A 19,274-nucleotide genomic window follows, 5' to 3' on the forward strand; every position below is an offset into this window, starting at 1 on the left:
ACGAGATCGTCACGAGAAAAGCAGCAGGGATTATTCGTCTCATCCGTAACCGCCTAATCTTGTGCCTGGAGTTGTTCATATGCTTGTTTGGCTGCTTCCTGTTCGGCGCTGCGACGAGAGGCACCTGCTCCGGCAGTGCGAATGGATAGTTTCGGAACTACGCATTCCACTTGAAATTGCTGCTGATGAGCTTCACCCGTGGTGGCGATAACGGAATATTGCGGCAGGGCCAGCCTGCGGCTCTGAAGATACTCCTGCAAGAGGGTCTTGGGGTCCTTGCCCAGCGCCTGTGAATCCAATTCGTGAAGCAGGGGCGTGAAAAGACTCACAACGACCTTCTCGGCTTCGGCAAAACCTCCATCGAGATAAATTGCTCCCAGCACCGCCTCCAGCGTATCGGCGAGTATCGAAGGACGTCGATCTCCACCACTTTTGAGTTCTCCCTCGCCAAATCTGATCAATCTCCCCAATTCAAGCGTTTGCGCCAATTCAGCCAGCGCCTGCTGATTGACAAGATTAGCCCGCACTCGCGATAAATCACCTTCGGTAAGGTCGGGGAACTGCCTGAATATCAATCCGGCAACTGCACAATTGAGTATGCTGTCGCCAAGAAATTCAAGGCGTTCATTGTGCGGCAGGCTATGACTACGGTGGGTCAGCGCCTGAGATAGCAACTTCGGATGATTAAAAGCATAGCCGATTTTTCGGCAAAGTATATTGCTGGCCATGCTAATGAGCCGCAGATATCTTAAAAGTCCAATGCTTCAGACAAGCTATTCGCCTACCCGTCCCACTGGCGAATTGAGGCTGAAGAGTGGCGAAGTAATGAGATTGGATAGATATTTTTGTTTCCTGCTATTTAATGGATAATCCGATACGGCTCAGGTCGCCGAAGTTCCACCAGATCATGAAAGCTTTGCCGACAATGTTTTGTTCCGGCACAAATCCCCAGTACCGGCTATCGCTGCTGCTATCGCGATTGTCGCCCATTGTGAAATAATTTCCCTCAGGCACCTTACAGGTAAATCCGCTGTCATTATATGAGCAATTTTCCCGGTGCGGGAACGGGCGCACTCCGGCAATATGCATATCAGGAACTTCCGGGTTGATAAGGATACTGTAGTTTTGTTCGCCCAGTGATTCAAGAAAGCGCCGGCTGTATACGTAATTCAGGCCGGACTCTATATAGGTATACTCGCCATTCGATTCCATTTTCACCGGGATATTATTAATACTCAGCTGCTTATCGCGATAAGTGACTGTGTCCCCCGGCACGCCGATGATGCGTTTGATGTAATCCATCGATGGATTCTCCGGGTAACGGAACACCATCACGTCACCTCGCTTGGGTTCGTTTATGGGCATTATCTTGACATTGGCGACCGGCAGGCGAATACCATAAGTGTATTTATTGACGAGGATAAAATCTCCTACCAGCAGCGTGGGGATCATCGAGCCCGATGGAATCTTGAAGGGTTCCACCAGGAACGAGCGCAAAAAGAACACGATAAGGATGACCGGAAAAAAACTTTTCGGATATTCCACCCACCATGGTCCCTGGGCCTCCGGCGCACGATGGCGCTTCAGCGCGAAGCGATCAAGCAACGAAATACCCCCGGTAATTACCAGCAGTATCAGCATGATGAGAGGAAAATTCATTCCTTGTTCCTTCTTCTTTATATGAATGATGTCCGGTGCCGCACTTATTCGCTACTTGTCGCCCACCTGCAAAATTGCAAGAAAAGCTTCCTGTGGGATTTCAACGTTGCCGACTTGCTTCATTCGCTTTTTCCCGGCTTTCTGTTTTTCCAGCAGCTTGCGTTTACGGGAAATGTCGCCACCGTAGCATTTGGCGAGTACGTTTTTTCGCAATGCCTTGATACTTTCCCTGGCAATGATGTGTGCGCCGATGGCAGCTTGTACCGCGATATCGAACATTTGCCGCGGAATCAATTCGCGCATTTTCTGCGCGAGTTCACGCCCCCGGTACTGACTATTGGCGCGATGCACGATCAGCGAGAGCGCATCCACTTTTTCGCTATTGATGAGGATATCCAGCTTGACCAGATCGGAAGCGCGAAACTCCTTGAATTCATAATCCAGTGAGGCATAACCGCGACTGGTGGATTTTAACTTGTCAAAAAAATCCATGACAACTTCATTCAGCGGCATTTCGTAGGTCAGCATCACCTGTCTGCCCATATACTGCATATTCTTCTGTATCCCGCGCTTGCTGATGCAAAGTGTAATGACCGATCCCACATACTCCTGCGGAACGAGTATGGTGGCGGTAATGATCGGTTCGCGGATCTCTTCTATTTTAGAGAGATCAGGCATTCTTGAGGGATTGTCGATTTCCATTATCGTTCCGTCGCGCATCACGATCTGATAAATCACTGTGGGGGCGGTGGTAATAAGGTCCATATCGTATTCACGTTCCAGCCTCTCCTGGACGATATCGAGATGCAGAAGGCCGAGAAAGCCGCAACGGAAACCAAAACCCAGCGCCTGCGAGGTCTCGGGTTCATATTGCAGGGATGAATCGTTGAGTTTGAGCTTCTCCAGCGCATCGCGCAACGCATCGTACTGGTTGGATTCCACCGGGTAAAGTCCGGCGAATACCTGGGGCTTTATTTCTTTAAAACCGAGCATCGGCTGGGTGGCGGGGCGATCCGCCAGTGTTACGGTATCGCCCACTTTAGCGGATTTCAATTCCTTGATGCCGGAGATGATGAAGCCGACTTCACCGGCACTCAGTGATTCCCGATTTTTTGATTTGGGTGTGAACACGCCGACCTGCTCACACAGGTGAACGGCTTTGCTGGCCATGAGCAATATTTTGTCCTTGGGCTTGAGTATTCCATCCAGCACGCGCACCAGCATGACTACGCCGACGTAGTTATCAAACCACGAATCGATAATCAGCGCTTTTAGCGGCGCGGCAGGATCTCCCTTCGGTGCGGGAATGCGCGAAATGACGGCATCCAGAATATCCTCCACGCCCACGCCGGTTTTGGCACTCGCATGTAGCGCATGTTGAGCGTCTATGCCTATGATGTCTTCTATTTCCTTGATTACGCGCTCCGGCTCGGCGGCGGGCAGATCAATCTTGTTCAATACCGGCACCACTTCCACACCTTGTTCGATCGCGGTATAGCAATTGGCGACGGTCTGGGCTTCCACGCCTTGTGACGCATCCACCACCAGGAGTGCGCCTTCGCAGGCGGCAAGAGAACGCGACACTTCGTAAGAGAAATCCACGTGGCCAGGCGTATCGATCAAATTCAGCAAATATATTTTGCCGTCGCGCGACTTATACTCCAGGGCGGCGGTCTGCGCTTTAATGGTAATTCCACGCTCGCGCTCCAGGTCCATGGAGTCCAGTACCTGAGCCTCCATCTCACGGTCTGAGAGTCCGCCGCACAGATGGATGATGCGATCCGCCAGGGTGGATTTACCGTGGTCGATATGGGCAATGATGGAAAAATTACGAATGTGCTGCATCATCCTAAGCCCGGCAGTTGTAGCGAACTCACCATAAGGAAAAGTTCAAGTGAAAAAAAACCATTACGGCTCATGTGGTTAAACGGAAAAATGAGCGGGCAATGCCGGATTTAGGATCATGGATCATCAGGGGCAGGTGGGATACTCAGGTATCACTCAGGTACCGTTCAGGTATCGGTTGGGGCAGCGTGGAGCCAACTAAAAAAGGGCACATGCTGTGCCCTTTGGAAAGCTTGCGGCTCAACCCCCAAGTTCTGCCCATATCCGGCAGTCCCGTTTTATCAAGAAGTGCGCATTTTAGCGAATTTTGGCGAAATAAGCATCTAGCAACCTGTGGGACTTAAAGGAAATCGGCTACAAAAGCATCTGGCCGGTCCATATTTCACCGCTTTTTCAGCCAATAGAACACTATTGGCCTTCAGTTATCCCGCGATCTGGGGAAATATCCGGGCCAGCGCGGCAGGATCAAAATGATAATGACAAATTTCCTGTCCTCCCGACACCAATACGGGGACTCGTTCGCCATAACGTGACTTGAGATCGGCGTCGCTGTCCACATCCACCACTTCGAGGTGGAAAGAAAGCCGCGCCTGCAATTCCCGCAGGGCGGCAATCATGTCATGACAGAGATGGCAATGTTCCCGGCTGTACACAACCAGTTCCACCGGATCAGGAGTGGACACGCTACTTATTGTCGCCATTGAGTTTCATCGTGATGAAAGTTGCGGTATCGCCGCGCCTGACCAGTATCGCAATGTTGCGTCCCTTCTCAACCTTGTTGAGCAACTGATTGAACTGTTCGACGGTTTTGACGTCCTGGTTATTAATGCTGAGGATCACGTCACCCGGACGAACACCGGCACGGCTGGCGATGCCTGGCAGCATGTCCTCCACCAGCAAGCCATTTTCTATATCCAACTGTTGTTTTTGCTCGGCGGTAAGTTCACTCAGGGCGAGTCCGATGCGATTGGCTGCATCGGATGGCTTGCCCCGTTTACCGCCGCGGCCCGCAACTCTTTCCTCCGGTGCAACTTCGTCCACCGCTACCGTCAGTTCTTTGGTGGAGCCATTCCGCCATACCTGTACTTGCACCTTCGATCCGGGCTTGGTGGAACCAACGATACGCGGCAGGTCGCCCGATGCATTGACGGGTTTACCATCGAATTTCAGAATGACATCTCTTGCTTCAATGCCTGCTTTATCAGCGGGACCATCCTTTTGCACCGATGCAACCAGCGCACCATTAGGTTTGGGCAACCCGAAGGATTCTGCGAGTTCCTTGGTTACCTCCTGGATCAGTACGCCGATCCTGCCACGGCTCACTTTGCCATGAGCGATCAGCTGGTTCGAAATATCCGTGGCCACATCAATGGGAATGGCGAATGATAGACCCATAAAACCGCCGGTACGGCTGTAAATTTGAGAATTGATGCCTACCACTTCACCTTTCATGTTGAATAGTGGGCCTCCGGAATTGCCGGGATTAATCGCCACATCAGTCTGAATAAAGGGTACGAAATTCTCTTGCGCCAGCGAACGCCCTTTAGCGCTGACGATACCGGCGGTCACGCTGTTTTCAAATCCGAAAGGCGAGCCGATTGCCACCACCCATTCGCCCACCTTGAGTTTGTTTGGATCGCCTTGCGTCACTTTGGGCAAACCGGCAGCATCAATTTTAAGGAGTGCTATATCGGTCTTGCGGTCGGCGCCGATCAGCTTGGCGCGGAATTCGCGCTTGTCGGTAAGCTTGACAGTAATTTCCTCGGCGGAATCCACAAGATGTGTGTTGGTCAGGATGTAGCCGTCCGATGTAATGATGAAACCTGAACCCAGTGACTTCGATTCGAAATCCCTGGGAGCGCTGTGAGGAGGCATGTACCGGCGAAAAAATTCAAAGAATGGGTCATCTTCGGGAATATTCGGCATGCCTGGATAAGCGCGGTTACCGGCCATGCTGGGAGCTTGCACGGTACTGATATTCACCACGGAGGCTCCCTCTTTCTCAACCAGACCGGTGAAATCAGGCAATTCCCGTGTTTGTGCGGAGACGGCGGTAGAGAATCCGAACAGCGCCACCAGAATATATTTAACTATCATTGTCCACCTTTGATAAAGACACCATAAACAATATGAACGGTCGGGATGTGATCTACTGAATGTCAACCTATCATACCGAACAGTCATCATGCAAGTTTGCTGGAAAGGAAATTCCAAATGGATTTATTGGCTTTGAACAAATAAACCAATATTCACGGCGATAATTTTGTGGGATGTTCTCCCAACCGGAGCCCCTGATATGGGATATACAAAGCATCCGTTCCTGCCCATCTATGCGCATCCGGCTCTCATTTGAGCCTCATTTTACTTTATGGTTGACTACCGAGTCACCGATTTGCATCACGGTGACTGGTGGTACTTCACCCACCGCCGTCACGATGTTGTCCGCCACGGTACGGCTGTAAATATTGATTGCGCCGCGGCTGCGGTAGAGCCCTTCAACCGGTGGGGAAACCTGGCCGGATACCGGTTCAATGAATACCGACACGGCGGCTAGACCGTCCGACAGTGCAATATGGCCCACGGGCATTGGTTTTCCGGAAAGATTGCGCTTCATTTCAATAACTTTTTTAAATCCCGGCGGCGGATTTTTGATCTGCCAGCCGAGTTTGCCGCTTCCCATGGTGGACGACACCAAGTTAATAATGCGCCATTCGGCAGCTTTCGCTGCATACTTTGACTTCAACAATTCCTTATCAATCTGGCCGCCGATTTTCAACTGTGTGAAAACAAATTGCTCCACCACCCGGTCCTTATCCATTACCGCGGCTTTCAACAGCACGCCCGTACGAGTATCCACCCACCATTTATGGCCATAGCGTTTATCGTCCCTCGGTTCCAGTTCAACTATCTGGCATGCATGATCGCTGACGCGCTCTTGCCCGCCCAGTTTGACAATATAGCTATCGTCGAGATTGCTCAACGGCTGGGGTAGCAATGCGGGAAAAACTTTCTGCAGCCAGCGCTTTTCGGTCAAGACCGTCTTGCTTTCCGGCATATAGCATCTCATTTCATCGTTATTGCGAACGATTTCCTGCGGTGCGCCGTCCAGCACCTCACTTTTTTCATGCTCGCCTTCCGCATCCACCAAGTGAATAATGTGAGATGTTTCAATATGATTGCCGGACGAGTAGACGAAAGTGCCGATGTAGTTGTGCTGACGAGGCGCGGCGGCAATTTTTTGCAGCCATTCAAGTGCCTCGGGGGAGGAACGGGACGGGTGTTGCGCGAATACAGGCTGTACGATGCTGGATAGCACCATCAGGGCAGCCAGCGCTACCCGTGTCATCTGGCAGAGTTTTCGCGCGATTCGGCGACAGTACGTATATAGGGCGCCACGCTATGCATCGCGGTATTAGGCGAAAATTGACCATGCGCCAACAGGTAATCGTTAATTTGAGCGGGAGCGGGCGCTGAAACTGAAATGACAGGAATTGCTTGTGCAGCGGTTGCGGTGGATTGGGGAATTGACGGGTTTGCGGCCAAAATTGCGGGAGCCGGCTTGCTGGCCGCCAGATTTTCCGGTGACCGATCCGCTGTCTGCAGACTTATCCATCCGACCACGGCTACTGCCGCTACCGAAGCGGCGACCGCATAGGCTTTGGTCCTGTGCCTTGCTGTCTGAGGGCGGGGCGCCAGCACGGTTGGTTCTAGAGCCAATCTTGCGCTTACGCGCCGCGCGATATGTGCGGATCTCGCCTCCGGCCGTCCCATGGCATCGCCGATCAAATGATAAACCGCCCATTCATCGCGTAATTCCTCTGTTTTTTTGAGTTGGACGATTATACTGGCTGCATCCTCCTCATCCAGTTCACCATCCATCAATGCCGATATTTGACTTTTCATGCTACCACCTCTTATCTTTGCCGGTCCCCAGCAGGGGCCGTAGTTTTTCCGCTATCGCTTCACGAGCACGAAATATGCGTGATCGCACCGTACCGATGGGGCAGTTCATGATGACTGCGATTTCCTCATAACTCAGCCCCTCAATTTCTCTCAATGTAATTGCCGTACGCAATTCCTCAGGTAACTCTTCCAGGGTCTGATTCACCGTTTGAGCGATCTGCTTGCTGGTAAGTTCGCTTTCCGGCGTATTCATTTCCCGCAGCTGGCTGGCTTCCTCGAAGCCTTCGGCATCTTCGGCATCAAATCCGTTACTGGTAGTCGGTGCCCGCCGCCCCTGAGCCACCAGAAAATTTTTCGCGGTATTAATGCCAATCCTGTACAACCACGTATAAAACGCGCTGTCGCCCCGAAATGATGGTAACGCACGATAAGCCTTGATAAAGGCTTCCTGGGTTACATCTTCCACCTCGGTCGCGTCGCGAATAAATTGCGATAGCAAACGCGCCAGCTTGCGTTGATACTTGACCACCAAGAGATCGAACGCCTGTTTGTCGCCACGTTGCGCGCGTTCTACCAGCTGCTGGTCGATTTCCCGGTCACCCATCCCGCCTGACCCCTGAATATTATGATTGGTATTGGATTGCTACGTTTATGACATAGCTGTCCAAGTATACCCGTTCAAGGATCATCGGGGAATTACACACAAGGCGTACCGTACCTAGTCTGTAGCAAGAGACAACCGGCAGTATAAATTAGTTCACTCGAAAACGTGGTTATTATCCTAAATCTGGCGGACTCATTGAAAAGTGAAGTTCGAGCGGAGCAAAAACATTAATGGTCTTGGCGCTTAGCGGAACGATGAGATGAAAAATGAACGATCGATCCCCTGGATTCAGGATTATGCGAAGAATAGATGAAAGCGCCAAGTGCGTGATGAGTCTGTTATGATTTCCTGTTCTCAGGAAAGATCATCCATGCAAATCCAGGCACCTCGGCTTCATTTTGATACGCTGATAATTGGCAGCGGCCTGGCGGGCCTCACTCTTGCGCTCAATCTGGCGCAAAGTAAGAAAGTGGGTCTTATCACAAAAAAAGCGCTGCTGGATGGCGCCAGCGGCTGGGCCCAAGGGGGAATCGCCGCGGTATTATCGGAAGAAGATTCGCCCGAGATTCATATTCGCGATACGCTGACCGCAGGCGCAGGTCTGTGCAACGAAGAAGTGACCCGTCACGTGGTGGAAAACGGTTCGCGGGCCATTCAGTGGCTGATCGACCAGGGGGTGCCATTCACCCGCGATGATGGCAACGAAACAGGCTATCATCTGACGCGGGAAGGTGGCCACAGCGTGCGAAGAGTGATCCACGCGGCGGATGCGACCGGGCAGGCCGTGCAACTGACCCTGACCGATAAAGCGCGCACGCATCCCAATATCACGGTGCTTGAGCATCATGTCGCCATCGATCTCATCACCAGCGCAAAACTAGGCCGCACCGATAAAAACAGCAACTGCTGTTATGGCGCCTATGTGCTGGACAGCGCGGCGGGCAAGGTCCATACCATCAGCGCCAGTAGCACCGTACTGGCCACGGGTGGCGCAGGCAAGGTTTATCTCTATACCACCAACCCCGATACCGCGACCGGTGACGGTATCGCCATGGGCTGGCGTGCTGGCTGCCGTGTGGCCAATATGGAATTCATCCAATTCCACCCCACCTGTCTTTATCATCCACACGCCAAATCGTTTTTGATCAGTGAGGCGGTGCGCGGTGAAGGCGGCGTGCTCAAACTCCCCGATGGTTCGCGCTTTATGCCGGGACATGACTCGCGTGCGGAGCTTGCGCCGAGAGATATCGTCGCCCGTGCGATCGACTTCGAAATGAAGAAACGCGGGCTCGATTGCGTTTACCTCGATATCTCTCATAAACCGGCGAATTTCCTCAGAGAACACTTTCCCAATATTTATAGCCGCTGTCTGGAATTCGGCATTGATATCACCCGGCAGCCCATCCCCGTCGTGCCCGCCGCGCACTACACCTGTGGTGGCATCGTTACCGGCTGGAATGGCAGGACGGATCTGGAGAATCTCTATGCGATTGGCGAAACCGCCCATACCGGTCTGCATGGTGCTAACCGGCTGGCGAGTAATTCGCTGCTGGAATGCCTGGTATTCGGTCAGGCAGCCGCCGAGGATATCATCAGCCAGCCTTCCCAACCCGCTATGGAATTGCCGCAGTGGGATGAAAGCCGTGTCACCAATGCCGACGAAGAAGTCGTCATCTCGCACAACTGGGATGAACTGCGCCGTTTCATGTGGAGCTATGTCGGCATTGTCCGCACCACCAAGCGCCTGCAGCGCGCGCAGCACCGCATCCAGTTGCTGCACGAAGAAATCAATGAGTATTACGCCAACTTTCGCGTCACCAGTGATTTACTGGAACTGCGTAACCTGGTGGATACCGCTGATTTGATCGTGCAAAGCGCCATGCTGCGCCACGAGAGCAGGGGCCTGCACTACAGCCGGGACTATCCGGTGCTGTTGCCGGAGGCCAGGGATACCGTGTTGAAACGGCAGGACTAGGGTCAAGACCCATAAACTGAACGAAAAATCAGATGACGACTTCGAGCCGAGGACGGACCTCAATCAGCCGGTCGGGGGCTTGCCGGTGTTGACTGCCAATTGCGCAGCGAAAGCCCGCTTGTAGGCAGGCCGCGCTTCGCCGCGGACGAGATAAGCGGCCAAGTTCGGAAATTCGTCCAGAATGCCCGAGGACTTCAGCCTGAGCAGCACCGACACCATCAAAAGGTCGCCCGCGCTGAATGCACCATCGAGCCAGTCGGCATCACTCAAGCGAGCGGAAAGTTGGTTTAGCTGGCCGCGAACGCGATCCTCCACCAGAGGAAGGCGCTCCGCATACCAGGACTTGTCGCTCTCGAGCAGCCTCGTGGTTCCAAGTTCAAGGATCGGCGGTTCCACCGTGTTGAGCGCGGCAAACATCCAGGTGATCGCGCGCGCCCGGGCATTGGCATCGTCCGGCAGCAGGCCCGCATGGCGCTCGGCGATATGGAACACGATCGCCCCTGTCTCGAACAGGGCGAGATCGCCTTCCTCATAGGTCGGAATCTGGCCGAAAGGATGAAGCGCCCGATGCGCGGGTTCCTTCATCGCACGGAATGAAACAAGACGAACCTCGTAGGGTTGGCCCACTTCTTCCAGCGCCCAGCGAACACGCGTATCGCGCGCCAGTCCCTTGCCGCCGTCGGGCGATCGCTCAAAGGCGGTAATGGTGAGGGTCATCGCGAGGCTCCTACTTGGCCAGAATCATCGGCTACAGAGCTGGAAGCTGTCAAGGCAAACTCATCGAGATTAAAGGCGACCCGGTTCCATGTCCGGTTTGTCCGTATAGCAGACCTTTGTAAACTCTAATTCCATCTGATGTAATATCGTTATTCGGTCGCGACAGGAGGGCCTGTCGATGTCTGCAATTCTGGCTGACTAAGGCTCAGCTTAAGCGTATTGAACCCTTTCAAGCCCTCTTTCTGCGCATACTTCGACGACACGTCTATATCGCTTCCATTTTGGAAACGGCTCGGGTCCGGTTATAAACATCAAGTTTCTTGAAAATATGCTGCATGTGGTTTTTTACAGTGAAGGCACTGATGGACAAAATGATGCCGATCTCGGCATTGGTTTTGCCCATTTTTACCCATTCCATTATTTCGGCTTCACGCCCGGTCAACCCATGGACATCGCTTTCCAGCGTATCTGCCAAAGGAAGGATAGGATGCGGAAGAGGCGCTACGCCCCGCAAGGCGGTATCCAGATAAGGCAGCAGAATTTCAATCGCGCTGAGCGTGGAACTGTTGAGGTTATTTTTTGAGCTGAAAAACACATAAAGACAGTCATGACGTCCGCGTTTGTCGCTGATGCCGTGCAGCAAGGAAGAGCGCATGCCCTGCAAGGCCTGGCCGAGGGAGCATTGCAGTCTCCAGCCTTCGAGCAGGAGTCCCGACGCGCCAATATCCAGCGTATAAGGCGTTTTATCCCGTTCGACCCAACAATTATAGAGGTCCCCCAGCAACGGAGAAAAACGTGCAGGGTTTACAGGGTCAGTTCGAACGCCGGGTAGCGCGGAAACAACGTCGTGCTGGATGAGATTGGAGTCAAAATCACCCCATGCAGCAAGCATGATTTCATGAGGCAGACAGTGCTGCATCTCCCCCTGCAGCCATCTTAACAGGTCAACATGGCTGCGCACGGTTACTCCTTCTTCGATGATTTTGGCATAACGTTGCAGATGCTCGGCGGAGAATGAGGAGAATTTTATTTTCTCTGGAATCATAACGTCTCTCAGCTTGGCAAGCGCTGCTGCGCGTCGGTAGCCCCGGGCGTGCACAGCATGGCGTAGGCTGCCCACTCATCGATCAGGCTGTCGGCGCAATGGCGTACCCCATGCGATAGGCGGACATCTTCACTGATAAGGCGCAGGTGGACAATGATCGCCGCCGCAACCGCTGGCGAACGTCGCGCCGGAAAGCGCGACATCAGACAGATCAATGCGGCCAGGGCCAGCTCCGGATTGCTGCGGTATTCCGGCGACGCCTCCGCCGAGGTGGCTTGCCTGCGAGCCCTTGGCGTCATCTCAGTTACAGCCTCACGGCATAGTATTCGACGACATGCTGAACCTCGATCGGGAAAGGCACCTCATCGGGGGCTGGCAAACGGGTGACGGTAGCCGAACGGGTCGGGGCCTCGAATCGGATCCATTCGGGATGGGCAAGGACTGGGGTTTCAAGGCATTCGATGGTCGCCGGAATGCGCGCTCCTTTGTCGGTTAGCGATATCTTGTCCCCAGGGTTAACACGGATCGAGGGAATATTCACCAAACGACCATTTAGCGTTACGTGGCGATGTCGCACTAGCTGGCGCGCTGCCACCGCGGTCGGCGCGAAACCGGCGCGAAATACCAGATTATCCAGACGGCGTTCGAGTAGTTCGAGCAATTTGTCGCCGGTCGGCCCGTGAGCCGACTTGGCTTCCTTGACCAAAAGCTGGATTTGGCGCTCAGTCAGGCCGTAATTGAAACGCAACTTTTGCTTCTCCATCAAGCGTATCCCGTAATCGGAGGGGCGGCGGCTTTTCTGGCCGTGCTGGCCGGGGGGATAATTGCGATTCTCGATGGACTTGCGCGACAGGCCTGGTAGCTCAACCCCGAGGGCGCGCATGACCTTGAGTTTCGGTCCAGTATAACGTGACAAGTAATTTCTCCTTGGTTCTTCAATAATATGCGATCAGGTCAGACCGCGGCCGATACACAACAAATCATAATATTATTCTGGTTTATTTGCAAATGATTCGTATTATCATGTAGAACTTCATTCCTTCAAATTAAATTATTAACGCCCGCGTGAATCCGGGACGTCAAACAAATCGTTACCAGGCGGGTCATGTGGTCTCTCTACAAAAGGTACCTATCGTCGAAAATGCACAATTAAGTAGCGTTGCGTGTGAGAGATAGTGATTGCGAAGCTCGTGTCCTAAGGATAGGCAATTCATCCTTGTGCTGGTCACGTTATCGAGTTGATTCTTGGCATTCTTATGAGATTGGATGTCGATACTGGAACCGACCAAACCAGCAAACCATTTTTGCTCAAATCGCCTTCTATAAAATTAGGTACCGTGCTTACTATCCTGGGATTCTCATTGGTATAGGATAAAGAAGGGGGCCGAAGCCCCCTTTTGCCTATTCGAACTTAACGCTCGATAAAAGCTTTCCTGCGGCGAGCCATCGCACCCACCAGGCCTAAGCCGGCCAATAACATGGCGTAGGTCTCTGGTTCAGGTACCACGGAAACGCCCGACAGTCTGATACGGTAGTCCTCATTGAGAGTCACCACATCACCCGGAGCGACAGGCGCCCATCCTGTTAAAGGTGAAGCGCCACCAGGACCGGAAGCACCGATAACTGATGTAAAGGGAGCGCTGGTATTAGGAGCGATATAATGGTCGGGAGTGGTGCCATTGCCACTGGTAGGGGTGGTGTCAAGACCAAATATCGCCAAATAGTACCAGCCTGGTGCCTGAGGGCCGAGGAGGCTGCCGGCGGGTAATCCCGCATTGGAATCACCGAGGCGTGCATCGTCATTTCCATATACTCCGAAACCGCCTTGATTAAAAAGTGCGAGAACCGAATCAAAGTTACCGGAGACAGAGGTTACGGACGCAGAGAAGATGGTGGGATCGGAAATGAAGATCTTGTACAGATCGACATCTGCATTGGTCGAAACAGCACCCCTGATATTTCTCAGGGGACCATTGCCGAGGGGCTCTTGTGCCGTGCCAAGCAATTGACCCGCATCGCCTGCTTCCTGCCAGTTAACCGCATGTGCCGGGTTGACAAGCAGCGATAATGTTAACAGGGATGCTGTGACGCCCGCTTTCTTGAAGAAGTTGCCATTAAGTTTTGAGGCCATTATTACCCTCCATAGGTATCGAAATTTACTTGAACAGTTTTAAAAAGAAGAATTGAATTACCCTTTGTTCGTGCGGCGACGCACGATACACCCCATCAAACCCAGGCCCGCCAACAGCATGGCCCATTCGCCAGGTTCTGGCACCGCACTGACCGCAAAGTCCATTTTGTATCCCACGACAGCGTGCGTTTCCGATAGGAACATCGTGTAGTCGCCGGCACCTAGCGGGGCAGTCAGGCCAGTACCATCAAACTCAGGGCCGGCAGCGAAGCTGGCCAGGAGGTTGCCGCTATCCATGATCAGCGCATTACTGAGATTGGAGCCGACCGTGGCAAATCCGGTACCAATATCCAGACCACCCTGAATCCCGAAATAGGAGCCGCCCCCAGAATCTCCGCTGATAGTGGTATACGTCAAATTAATCGCCGTAAGCTGATGGCCAGTGGGAATCCTAAAGCTGAACACGTCCGTGTCTCTGACAGGCGCAGTTGAGTTTCCAAAAGTGCCATTGATGGTATTGATGGTGTCCGACATTAATCCCGCGAATGTGCCCGGACTGATGCCGGCCGATGCCAGGTTGGCATTCGCGAAATCACCCCTTTCTGCTTCGTCGTAGATTGTGGTGGCAGCTCCCGCCATTGCTGGCAGCAACAAAGCCAATCCACAGACGGCATGAACGACAAGCCGATTGCTGTGCATTGTTTCTCCTGTATTGATTAAAGGACCCTGCCACGCAGCCACCATAAGACACGGCGATTGGCGGCTATGTGGCGACTGTTATTTCCACAACTACTTCCATAACTATTTCCAGCTATTCCATTTGCGGATAGCTGGTAATGATGCGGGTGCTACTTCAGGAGGCTGGCTTACCCAGAACGGGCTAGCTGGCAGAAGAATTACCTACTTCCAGCTATTCCATTTGTGAATAGCTGGTAATGATGCAAGTGCTACTTTTAGGCGGCTGGCTCGCCCGGACGGGCTAGCTGGCGGGGGATGCCCTGCATGGCGACGAGTACATGGGATTGCCTGATCAGATTTGGATGATTGCCGACGCATCTAACAGGATAAATCACAAAGTCCTCGACCCTAATGTATGACGAATTGGAATAGGTGATATAACAATAATAAATATGGGAAGGCGACAGATACCCCATATTTATTGGCAAAGAGGCCAATACTATTATCCACAAACTCAATTCAGTAATTGGCGTCCAATTAAATTTGCAAGCTGTTGAGTTTATTACCCTGTTCAAGCGAAGGCCTTAAAGACAATCATAAGCGTGTTTTAACGATTGTAATCGGGAGGAAGGACTTTAATTAGTCGTCCCTGAAAAACCCCTTTTTTAACCAACAGCCATCATTAATTGATGGCTGTTTGCAGTTTGATTCTGTCGGGGGGTTGCAAGCATTCCAGGATTTGGGCGCACAAAAGCGCCAGCCGGCGCAGGATCTTGCGCAGGTTGTGACCCGCACCGCACAACAGGGCATTCATGGCGTCACCCTGGGTTCCCTTGAGGAAGTTCCTGCCCAAACGCCCATCCGCTTTCATGTGTCCAATCACCGGCTCCACGGCATTGCGACGCTTGAGCTTCTTCCTGATGGCTACGCTAACCCCGCGCTTGGCGCCAGCAATCCATACCTTGAGTCTATCCAGGGGGATGCCGTGACCCCGATAGCCCCGATCCACGTACGCTTCCTTGAGTGCTATACCGGTAAGTCGTTGTGTCTGCGCCAACGATGCCTCGAGCGTGTGTCCGTCATAAGGATTATCGGGTAGTGCTTGCATGCCGATAACAAAACTCTCCCTGCTGGTACTCACCACACCCACCTTGACGCCGAATTCATAAGGCCTGTGCGCCTTGCCTTTGGCGATGCATTCGACTTCCGGCGCATGCACGCTGTACACCTTGCCTTTGTCGTGACGTTGCTGGGTATGAATGCGCCGGGCAATCTCCAGCCGCCGCGTGAGCCTGGAATGTTCCTGTTCCCCTGGTATTGGCCCAGCCGCCACTTTGCGTTCGATGTCACGCATCACTCTACCCAGGTAGGTCTTGAGCCGCTTCTGCTCGCGCCGGGCACGTTGCATTTGCCGGGCATGGGCATAGCGTCCATGCTTGGCCAAGGCAACTCTCGATAACCGTTCATAGCTTTGACGAAGCCCAATGCCCATGCCTTGGGCCATCCTCACCAGTGAACGCCGGGCTTGGTGGTAGAGCCTGGCATCGGTCGGAAAGGCAATGGCTTTGTCTTGTACGGTGGTGTCCACATTCACCACCGAAAGCGAGGTGCGCAATACGGCCCGGGTAGCAAGTCCAGTCCGTACCGTCAGGCCCAGCATGAATTCGCAGCCATCCTCACCGATCCGATGCCGGAACCGGGTCGTCTGGCTCGGATCTATGGGCAGTTCATGCCGGAAGTATTCTTCACCACAGAAGTGCTGCCAGTAGGGATTCTCTACCCAGCGTGCCACCACCGTCTCATCCGATTCGTTAAAGGCGTGCTTCAGATAGTGCAGCCCAACCATGAGCCGGATCGGGATGCCAGGGCGGCCCGCCTCTGCGTAGAGTCTGCCAAAGCGCTCTTCTACCGCATTCCAGTCAATCTTGCCCACCAGCCGGTACAGAACATGACGTTGATCCAGTAGCTGCTCCAGGCGCAGGCGGAACAGGTCATCACAGGTGCTTGACTCTTGCTTTTTCGGCTTCATGAATTCACCAGAAATCAGGGGGAAATAACCCCAATTCTGGCAAATTCTTCATCCGTTGTATACTCCTGGATCCCAATATCGGCGCGGGTTAAATGGGTATTTCAGGGGCGACGATTTAGGTTCAATCAAGCAGCGGTCTTCGTGGCGCGCGTAGCATCGCCGCACCCGGCCGTGGGTTAATTCTCGCTGCCAGGTGCTAGGAAATAGGAAAAAAGATCGTAGCCGATACTGACGACTTCGCGGAAATCGCCATTAAGACGTAGGGCGCAAAAGCGGGCGTTTACGCTGCATGTCATTTCGCTGTACGTCATTTCGCTATACGTCCCAAAGAAGCGGGGCCGTTTTCAGGACAGGGCGCTCTGGTTATTGCCCGGCAGCTTCTTCCCCCGCGCCATGAAACTGACCAGACCCAACCCGGCCAGCATCAGGGCGTATGAGGCGGGTTCGGGAACGGACAATGCAATTACCTGCCCCTGATTATTGATCCCCAAAGCATCGTAGACCCTATCTGGGAGATCCGCAAACGAAGTCAGATAGGTCATCCCCATGCCATCGGGACCGGTTATGAAGGCGTGCCGGGCGCCTCCGGTTGCATCGGACCATCCCACCACCTGTCCGGAATCGTTGATGCCAGAAGCGTAGCTGTAAGATCCGCCCAGGGTGCCAAGATCGGTCATCCCCATGCCGCCGGGACCGGTTATGAAGGCGTGCGTCTCGCCTCCGGTTGTAGCGGAGTATCCCGCCACCTGTCCGGAATCGTTGATGCCGGAAGCGACGCTGAAATTACCACCCAGGGTGCCAAGATCGGTCATCCCCATGCCGTCGGGACCGGTTATGAAGGCGTGACCCTCGCCTCCGGTTGTATAGGACCATCCCACCACCTGTCCGGAATCGTTGATGCCGGAAGCGGAGCTGGAAGACCCGCCCAGGGTGCCAAGATCGGTCATCCCCATGCCGCCGGGACCGATTATGAAGGCGTGGTAGCCGAAATCTCCGGTTGTACGGTACCATCCCACCACCTGTCCGGAATCGTTGATGCCGGTGGCGGAGCTGGAAGACCCGCCCAGGGTGCCAAGATCGGTCATCCCCATGCCGCCGGGACCGGTTATGAAGGCGTGCCTCTCGCCTCTGGTTGTAGCGGACTCTCCCACCACCTGTCCAGAATCGTTGATGCCGTAAGCTGCGCTGAAAGACCCGCCCAGCGTGCCAAGATCGGTCATCCCCATGCCGTCGGGACCGGTTATGAAGGCGTGCCTCTCGCCTCTGGTTGTAGCGGACTCTCCCACCACCTGTCCAGAATCGTTGATGCCGTAACCGTTGCTGAAAAATCCGCCCAGCGTGCCAAGATCGGTCACCTTGCCGTCAGGATTCACGATGACTGGAACTTCACGAAAAGCTTGAGCGAAGGCCGGAGACGCAAAGCCAACGCTAATGCCAAGGGCTGGCGCAAGGATCAGGATTAAACCGCGGGTTCCAAAGGGGCGGATCGTTTTCATGGAAGGGCGCTCCGGTAAGAGATTGAGGGTCGTCTGGTCACTCTATACTTCGGTCACGATATAAAGTAAATAGTACTTTTGATTTTTTGCTTTGGTAGATACTCTGTTCGCTATCAACACTATTTTCTGATTTTTTTGCATCATGCGGGAAGCGCATAGAATCTTGAATTATCGAACGGCTGGTTATGGGTGAGCATGCCATGAATCGCATGCAGCAATTTACGCATGACAGCGCATACCCCCTGCAGCGGGGTTTTGCCGTGGGCGACAGATGCTCGAAGAAGCCCTTCACATGCGGGTCATGCGCTTTGGCGCTCAAGGCCGGCAGATACAGGGCCTGACGGATATAGCGGTTGCCGGCCTTGGAGATGCGGGCACGCTTGTCCACGCTGGTGCCCGATTTGAAGTGGCGCGGGTCCAGCCCGGCGGCCTTGACCCATTGCTGGTGAGTCAGGCTGGGCGGCAACAGCATCAACTCACCCAGAAGCGCGATGGCGCTGGTCTCGCCGATGCCCTTGACCGTGAGCAGCAAGGCGAACGGGCGCGCCAGCGCAGGATACGCCTGGATGAGCGTTTTGGCTTCCGCGGCGAGATGATCAATGCGCTTTTCCAGTTGCGCAATCGACAGCTTCAAGTCGCGCAGGACCGCTTTCGGCGTTTGCGGGCTGAAGGTAAGCGCATGCTGCTGATTCTTGGCCGCCGCCTTATTGCGTGTGAGCGTGTTGATACGGCGGGCGAGTGCGCGCAACATCGGGGCTTCGGTGGCGGGACGCGTCCAGGATTGATAGGGCATGCGCTCGGCGTATTGTGCCAGTGTGTCGGCATCCACCGTGTCGGTCTTGCTGTTCTTCAGCAGTACCTTGGCGAAGTTATGCGCGGCCTTGGGATTGAGCACCATCAGCCGCACCCCGGCATCCGCCAGTGCCAGCGCCAAATCGAGGTGATACACCCCGGTGGCTTCCACACACACGCTCACGCCGGGGAATTTGGACAGCCGCTTGAGCAGGCGCAGCCGCTCCGACGGTGTGTTGGCAAACTTCTGGCCTTTCATGGAGACGGCATTTTTGCGAATCACCAGCATCAGCTCCGTGGCACCGGCATCAATGCCGGCAAAGGCCAGCGTGGCGCTCTTGGCGGGTACAAGCATTTTAGTTGTCATGATGAATCCTGGAATGAGGTTGAGATACAATGA

General features: G+C 53.7%; 18 protein-coding genes. 1 reads left to right on the forward strand and 17 read right to left on the reverse strand.

The genetic code is table 11. The features are described from left to right. Window positions 1–53 precede the first annotated feature (53 nt). The 8 genes from rnc to rpoE form a co-directional block, all read right to left on the reverse strand. On the reverse strand, window positions 54–728 hold the full coding sequence (rnc, locus tag BLR00_RS08050) for a ribonuclease III (protein ID WP_074631890.1): 675 nt from the start codon (window positions 726–728) through the stop codon (window positions 54–56). Between the two features lie 127 nt (window positions 729–855). Beyond that, a complete protein-coding gene (lepB, locus tag BLR00_RS08055) occupies window positions 856–1,659 on the reverse strand; it encodes a signal peptidase I (protein ID WP_074631891.1) in 804 nt (267 codons plus the stop codon). Window positions 1,660–1,710: 51 nt separating this feature from the next. Then, window positions 1,711–3,507, reverse strand: a complete 1,797-nt coding sequence (gene lepA / locus BLR00_RS08060; protein WP_176759950.1) for a translation elongation factor 4 — start codon at window positions 3,505–3,507, stop codon at window positions 1,711–1,713. 419 nt (window positions 3,508–3,926) lie between these two features. Then, complete coding sequence (locus BLR00_RS08065; RefSeq protein ID WP_074631893.1) at window positions 3,927–4,205, reverse strand: glutaredoxin family protein; 279 nt, start codon at window positions 4,203–4,205, stop codon at window positions 3,927–3,929. Next, on the reverse strand, window positions 4,189–5,601 hold the full coding sequence (locus BLR00_RS08070; protein ID WP_074631894.1) for a DegQ family serine endoprotease: 1,413 nt from the start codon (window positions 5,599–5,601) through the stop codon (window positions 4,189–4,191). The genes BLR00_RS08065 and BLR00_RS08070 overlap by 17 nt, the downstream gene beginning before the upstream one ends. A 259-nt stretch (window positions 5,602–5,860) precedes the next feature. Then, a complete protein-coding gene (locus BLR00_RS08075) occupies window positions 5,861–6,850 on the reverse strand; it encodes a MucB/RseB C-terminal domain-containing protein (protein WP_081346676.1) in 990 nt (329 codons plus the stop codon). Further along, complete coding sequence (locus BLR00_RS08080; protein ID WP_074631895.1) at window positions 6,847–7,407, reverse strand: sigma-E factor negative regulatory protein; 561 nt, start codon at window positions 7,405–7,407, stop codon at window positions 6,847–6,849. The genes BLR00_RS08075 and BLR00_RS08080 overlap by 4 nt, the downstream gene beginning before the upstream one ends. 1 nt (window position 7,408) lies before the next feature. Continuing rightward, the gene (rpoE, locus tag BLR00_RS08085; RefSeq protein WP_004177450.1) at window positions 7,409–8,011 is read right to left on the reverse strand and encodes an RNA polymerase sigma factor RpoE; all 603 of its coding nucleotides are present in this window, start codon (window positions 8,009–8,011) and stop codon (window positions 7,409–7,411) included. A 370-nt stretch (window positions 8,012–8,381) separates the two neighbouring features. Here rpoE and nadB point away from each other — a divergent pair, with 370 nt between their 5' ends. After that, window positions 8,382–9,986, forward strand: coding sequence for an L-aspartate oxidase (nadB, locus tag BLR00_RS08090; protein WP_176759951.1), 1,605 nt, complete (start codon window positions 8,382–8,384; stop codon window positions 9,984–9,986). 63 nt (window positions 9,987–10,049) lie between these two features. Here nadB and BLR00_RS08095 read toward each other — a convergent pair whose 3' ends face one another. The 9 genes from BLR00_RS08095 to BLR00_RS08135 all read right to left on the reverse strand — a co-directional run bounded on the left by BLR00_RS08095 (window position 10,050) and on the right by BLR00_RS08135 (window position 19,241). Then, entirely contained in the window at window positions 10,050–10,703 is a 654-nt protein-coding gene (locus BLR00_RS08095) for a glutathione S-transferase family protein (RefSeq protein ID WP_074631896.1), read from the reverse strand. Window positions 10,704–10,968: 265 nt separating this feature from the next. Next, a complete protein-coding gene (gene epsA, locus BLR00_RS08100) occupies window positions 10,969–11,748 on the reverse strand; it encodes an XrtB/PEP-CTERM-associated transcriptional regulator EpsA (protein ID WP_081346677.1) in 780 nt (259 codons plus the stop codon). Window positions 11,749–11,756: 8 nt separating this feature from the next. Further along, window positions 11,757–12,047 (reverse strand): hypothetical protein, encoded by a 291-nt coding sequence (locus BLR00_RS08105; RefSeq protein WP_074631897.1) that lies wholly within the window; start codon window positions 12,045–12,047, stop codon window positions 11,757–11,759. A gap of 5 nt (window positions 12,048–12,052) precedes the next feature. Continuing rightward, window positions 12,053–12,664: a 30S ribosomal protein S4 gene (gene rpsD / locus BLR00_RS08110; protein WP_074631898.1), complete on the reverse strand. Its 612-nt coding sequence runs from the start codon at window positions 12,662–12,664 to the stop codon at window positions 12,053–12,055. Between the two features lie 495 nt (window positions 12,665–13,159). After that, window positions 13,160–13,879 carry a DVUA0089 family protein gene (locus tag BLR00_RS16635; RefSeq protein WP_176759952.1) on the reverse strand — a complete coding sequence of 240 codons (720 nt, stop codon included), beginning with the start codon at window positions 13,877–13,879 and terminating at the stop codon, window positions 13,160–13,162. Between the two features lie 57 nt (window positions 13,880–13,936). Then, a complete protein-coding gene (locus tag BLR00_RS08120) occupies window positions 13,937–14,578 on the reverse strand; it encodes a PEP-CTERM sorting domain-containing protein (RefSeq protein WP_074631899.1) in 642 nt (213 codons plus the stop codon). A gap of 661 nt (window positions 14,579–15,239) precedes the next feature. After that, window positions 15,240–16,586: an IS5 family transposase gene (locus BLR00_RS08125; protein WP_074631900.1), complete on the reverse strand. Its 1,347-nt coding sequence runs from the start codon at window positions 16,584–16,586 to the stop codon at window positions 15,240–15,242. 344 nt (window positions 16,587–16,930) lie between these two features. Then, window positions 16,931–18,082 carry a PEP-CTERM sorting domain-containing protein gene (locus tag BLR00_RS08130; RefSeq protein ID WP_081346678.1) on the reverse strand — a complete coding sequence of 384 codons (1,152 nt, stop codon included), beginning with the start codon at window positions 18,080–18,082 and terminating at the stop codon, window positions 16,931–16,933. Window positions 18,083–18,119: 37 nt separating this feature from the next. Continuing rightward, window positions 18,120–19,241, reverse strand: a complete 1,122-nt coding sequence (locus tag BLR00_RS08135) for an IS110 family RNA-guided transposase (RefSeq protein WP_107797712.1) — start codon at window positions 19,239–19,241, stop codon at window positions 18,120–18,122. Window positions 19,242–19,274: the final 33 nt, after the last annotated feature.

Origin of the sequence: Nitrosospira multiformis, assembly GCF_900103165.1 — a bacterium.
GTDB lineage: Bacteria > Pseudomonadota > Gammaproteobacteria > Burkholderiales > Nitrosomonadaceae > Nitrosospira > Nitrosospira multiformis_D.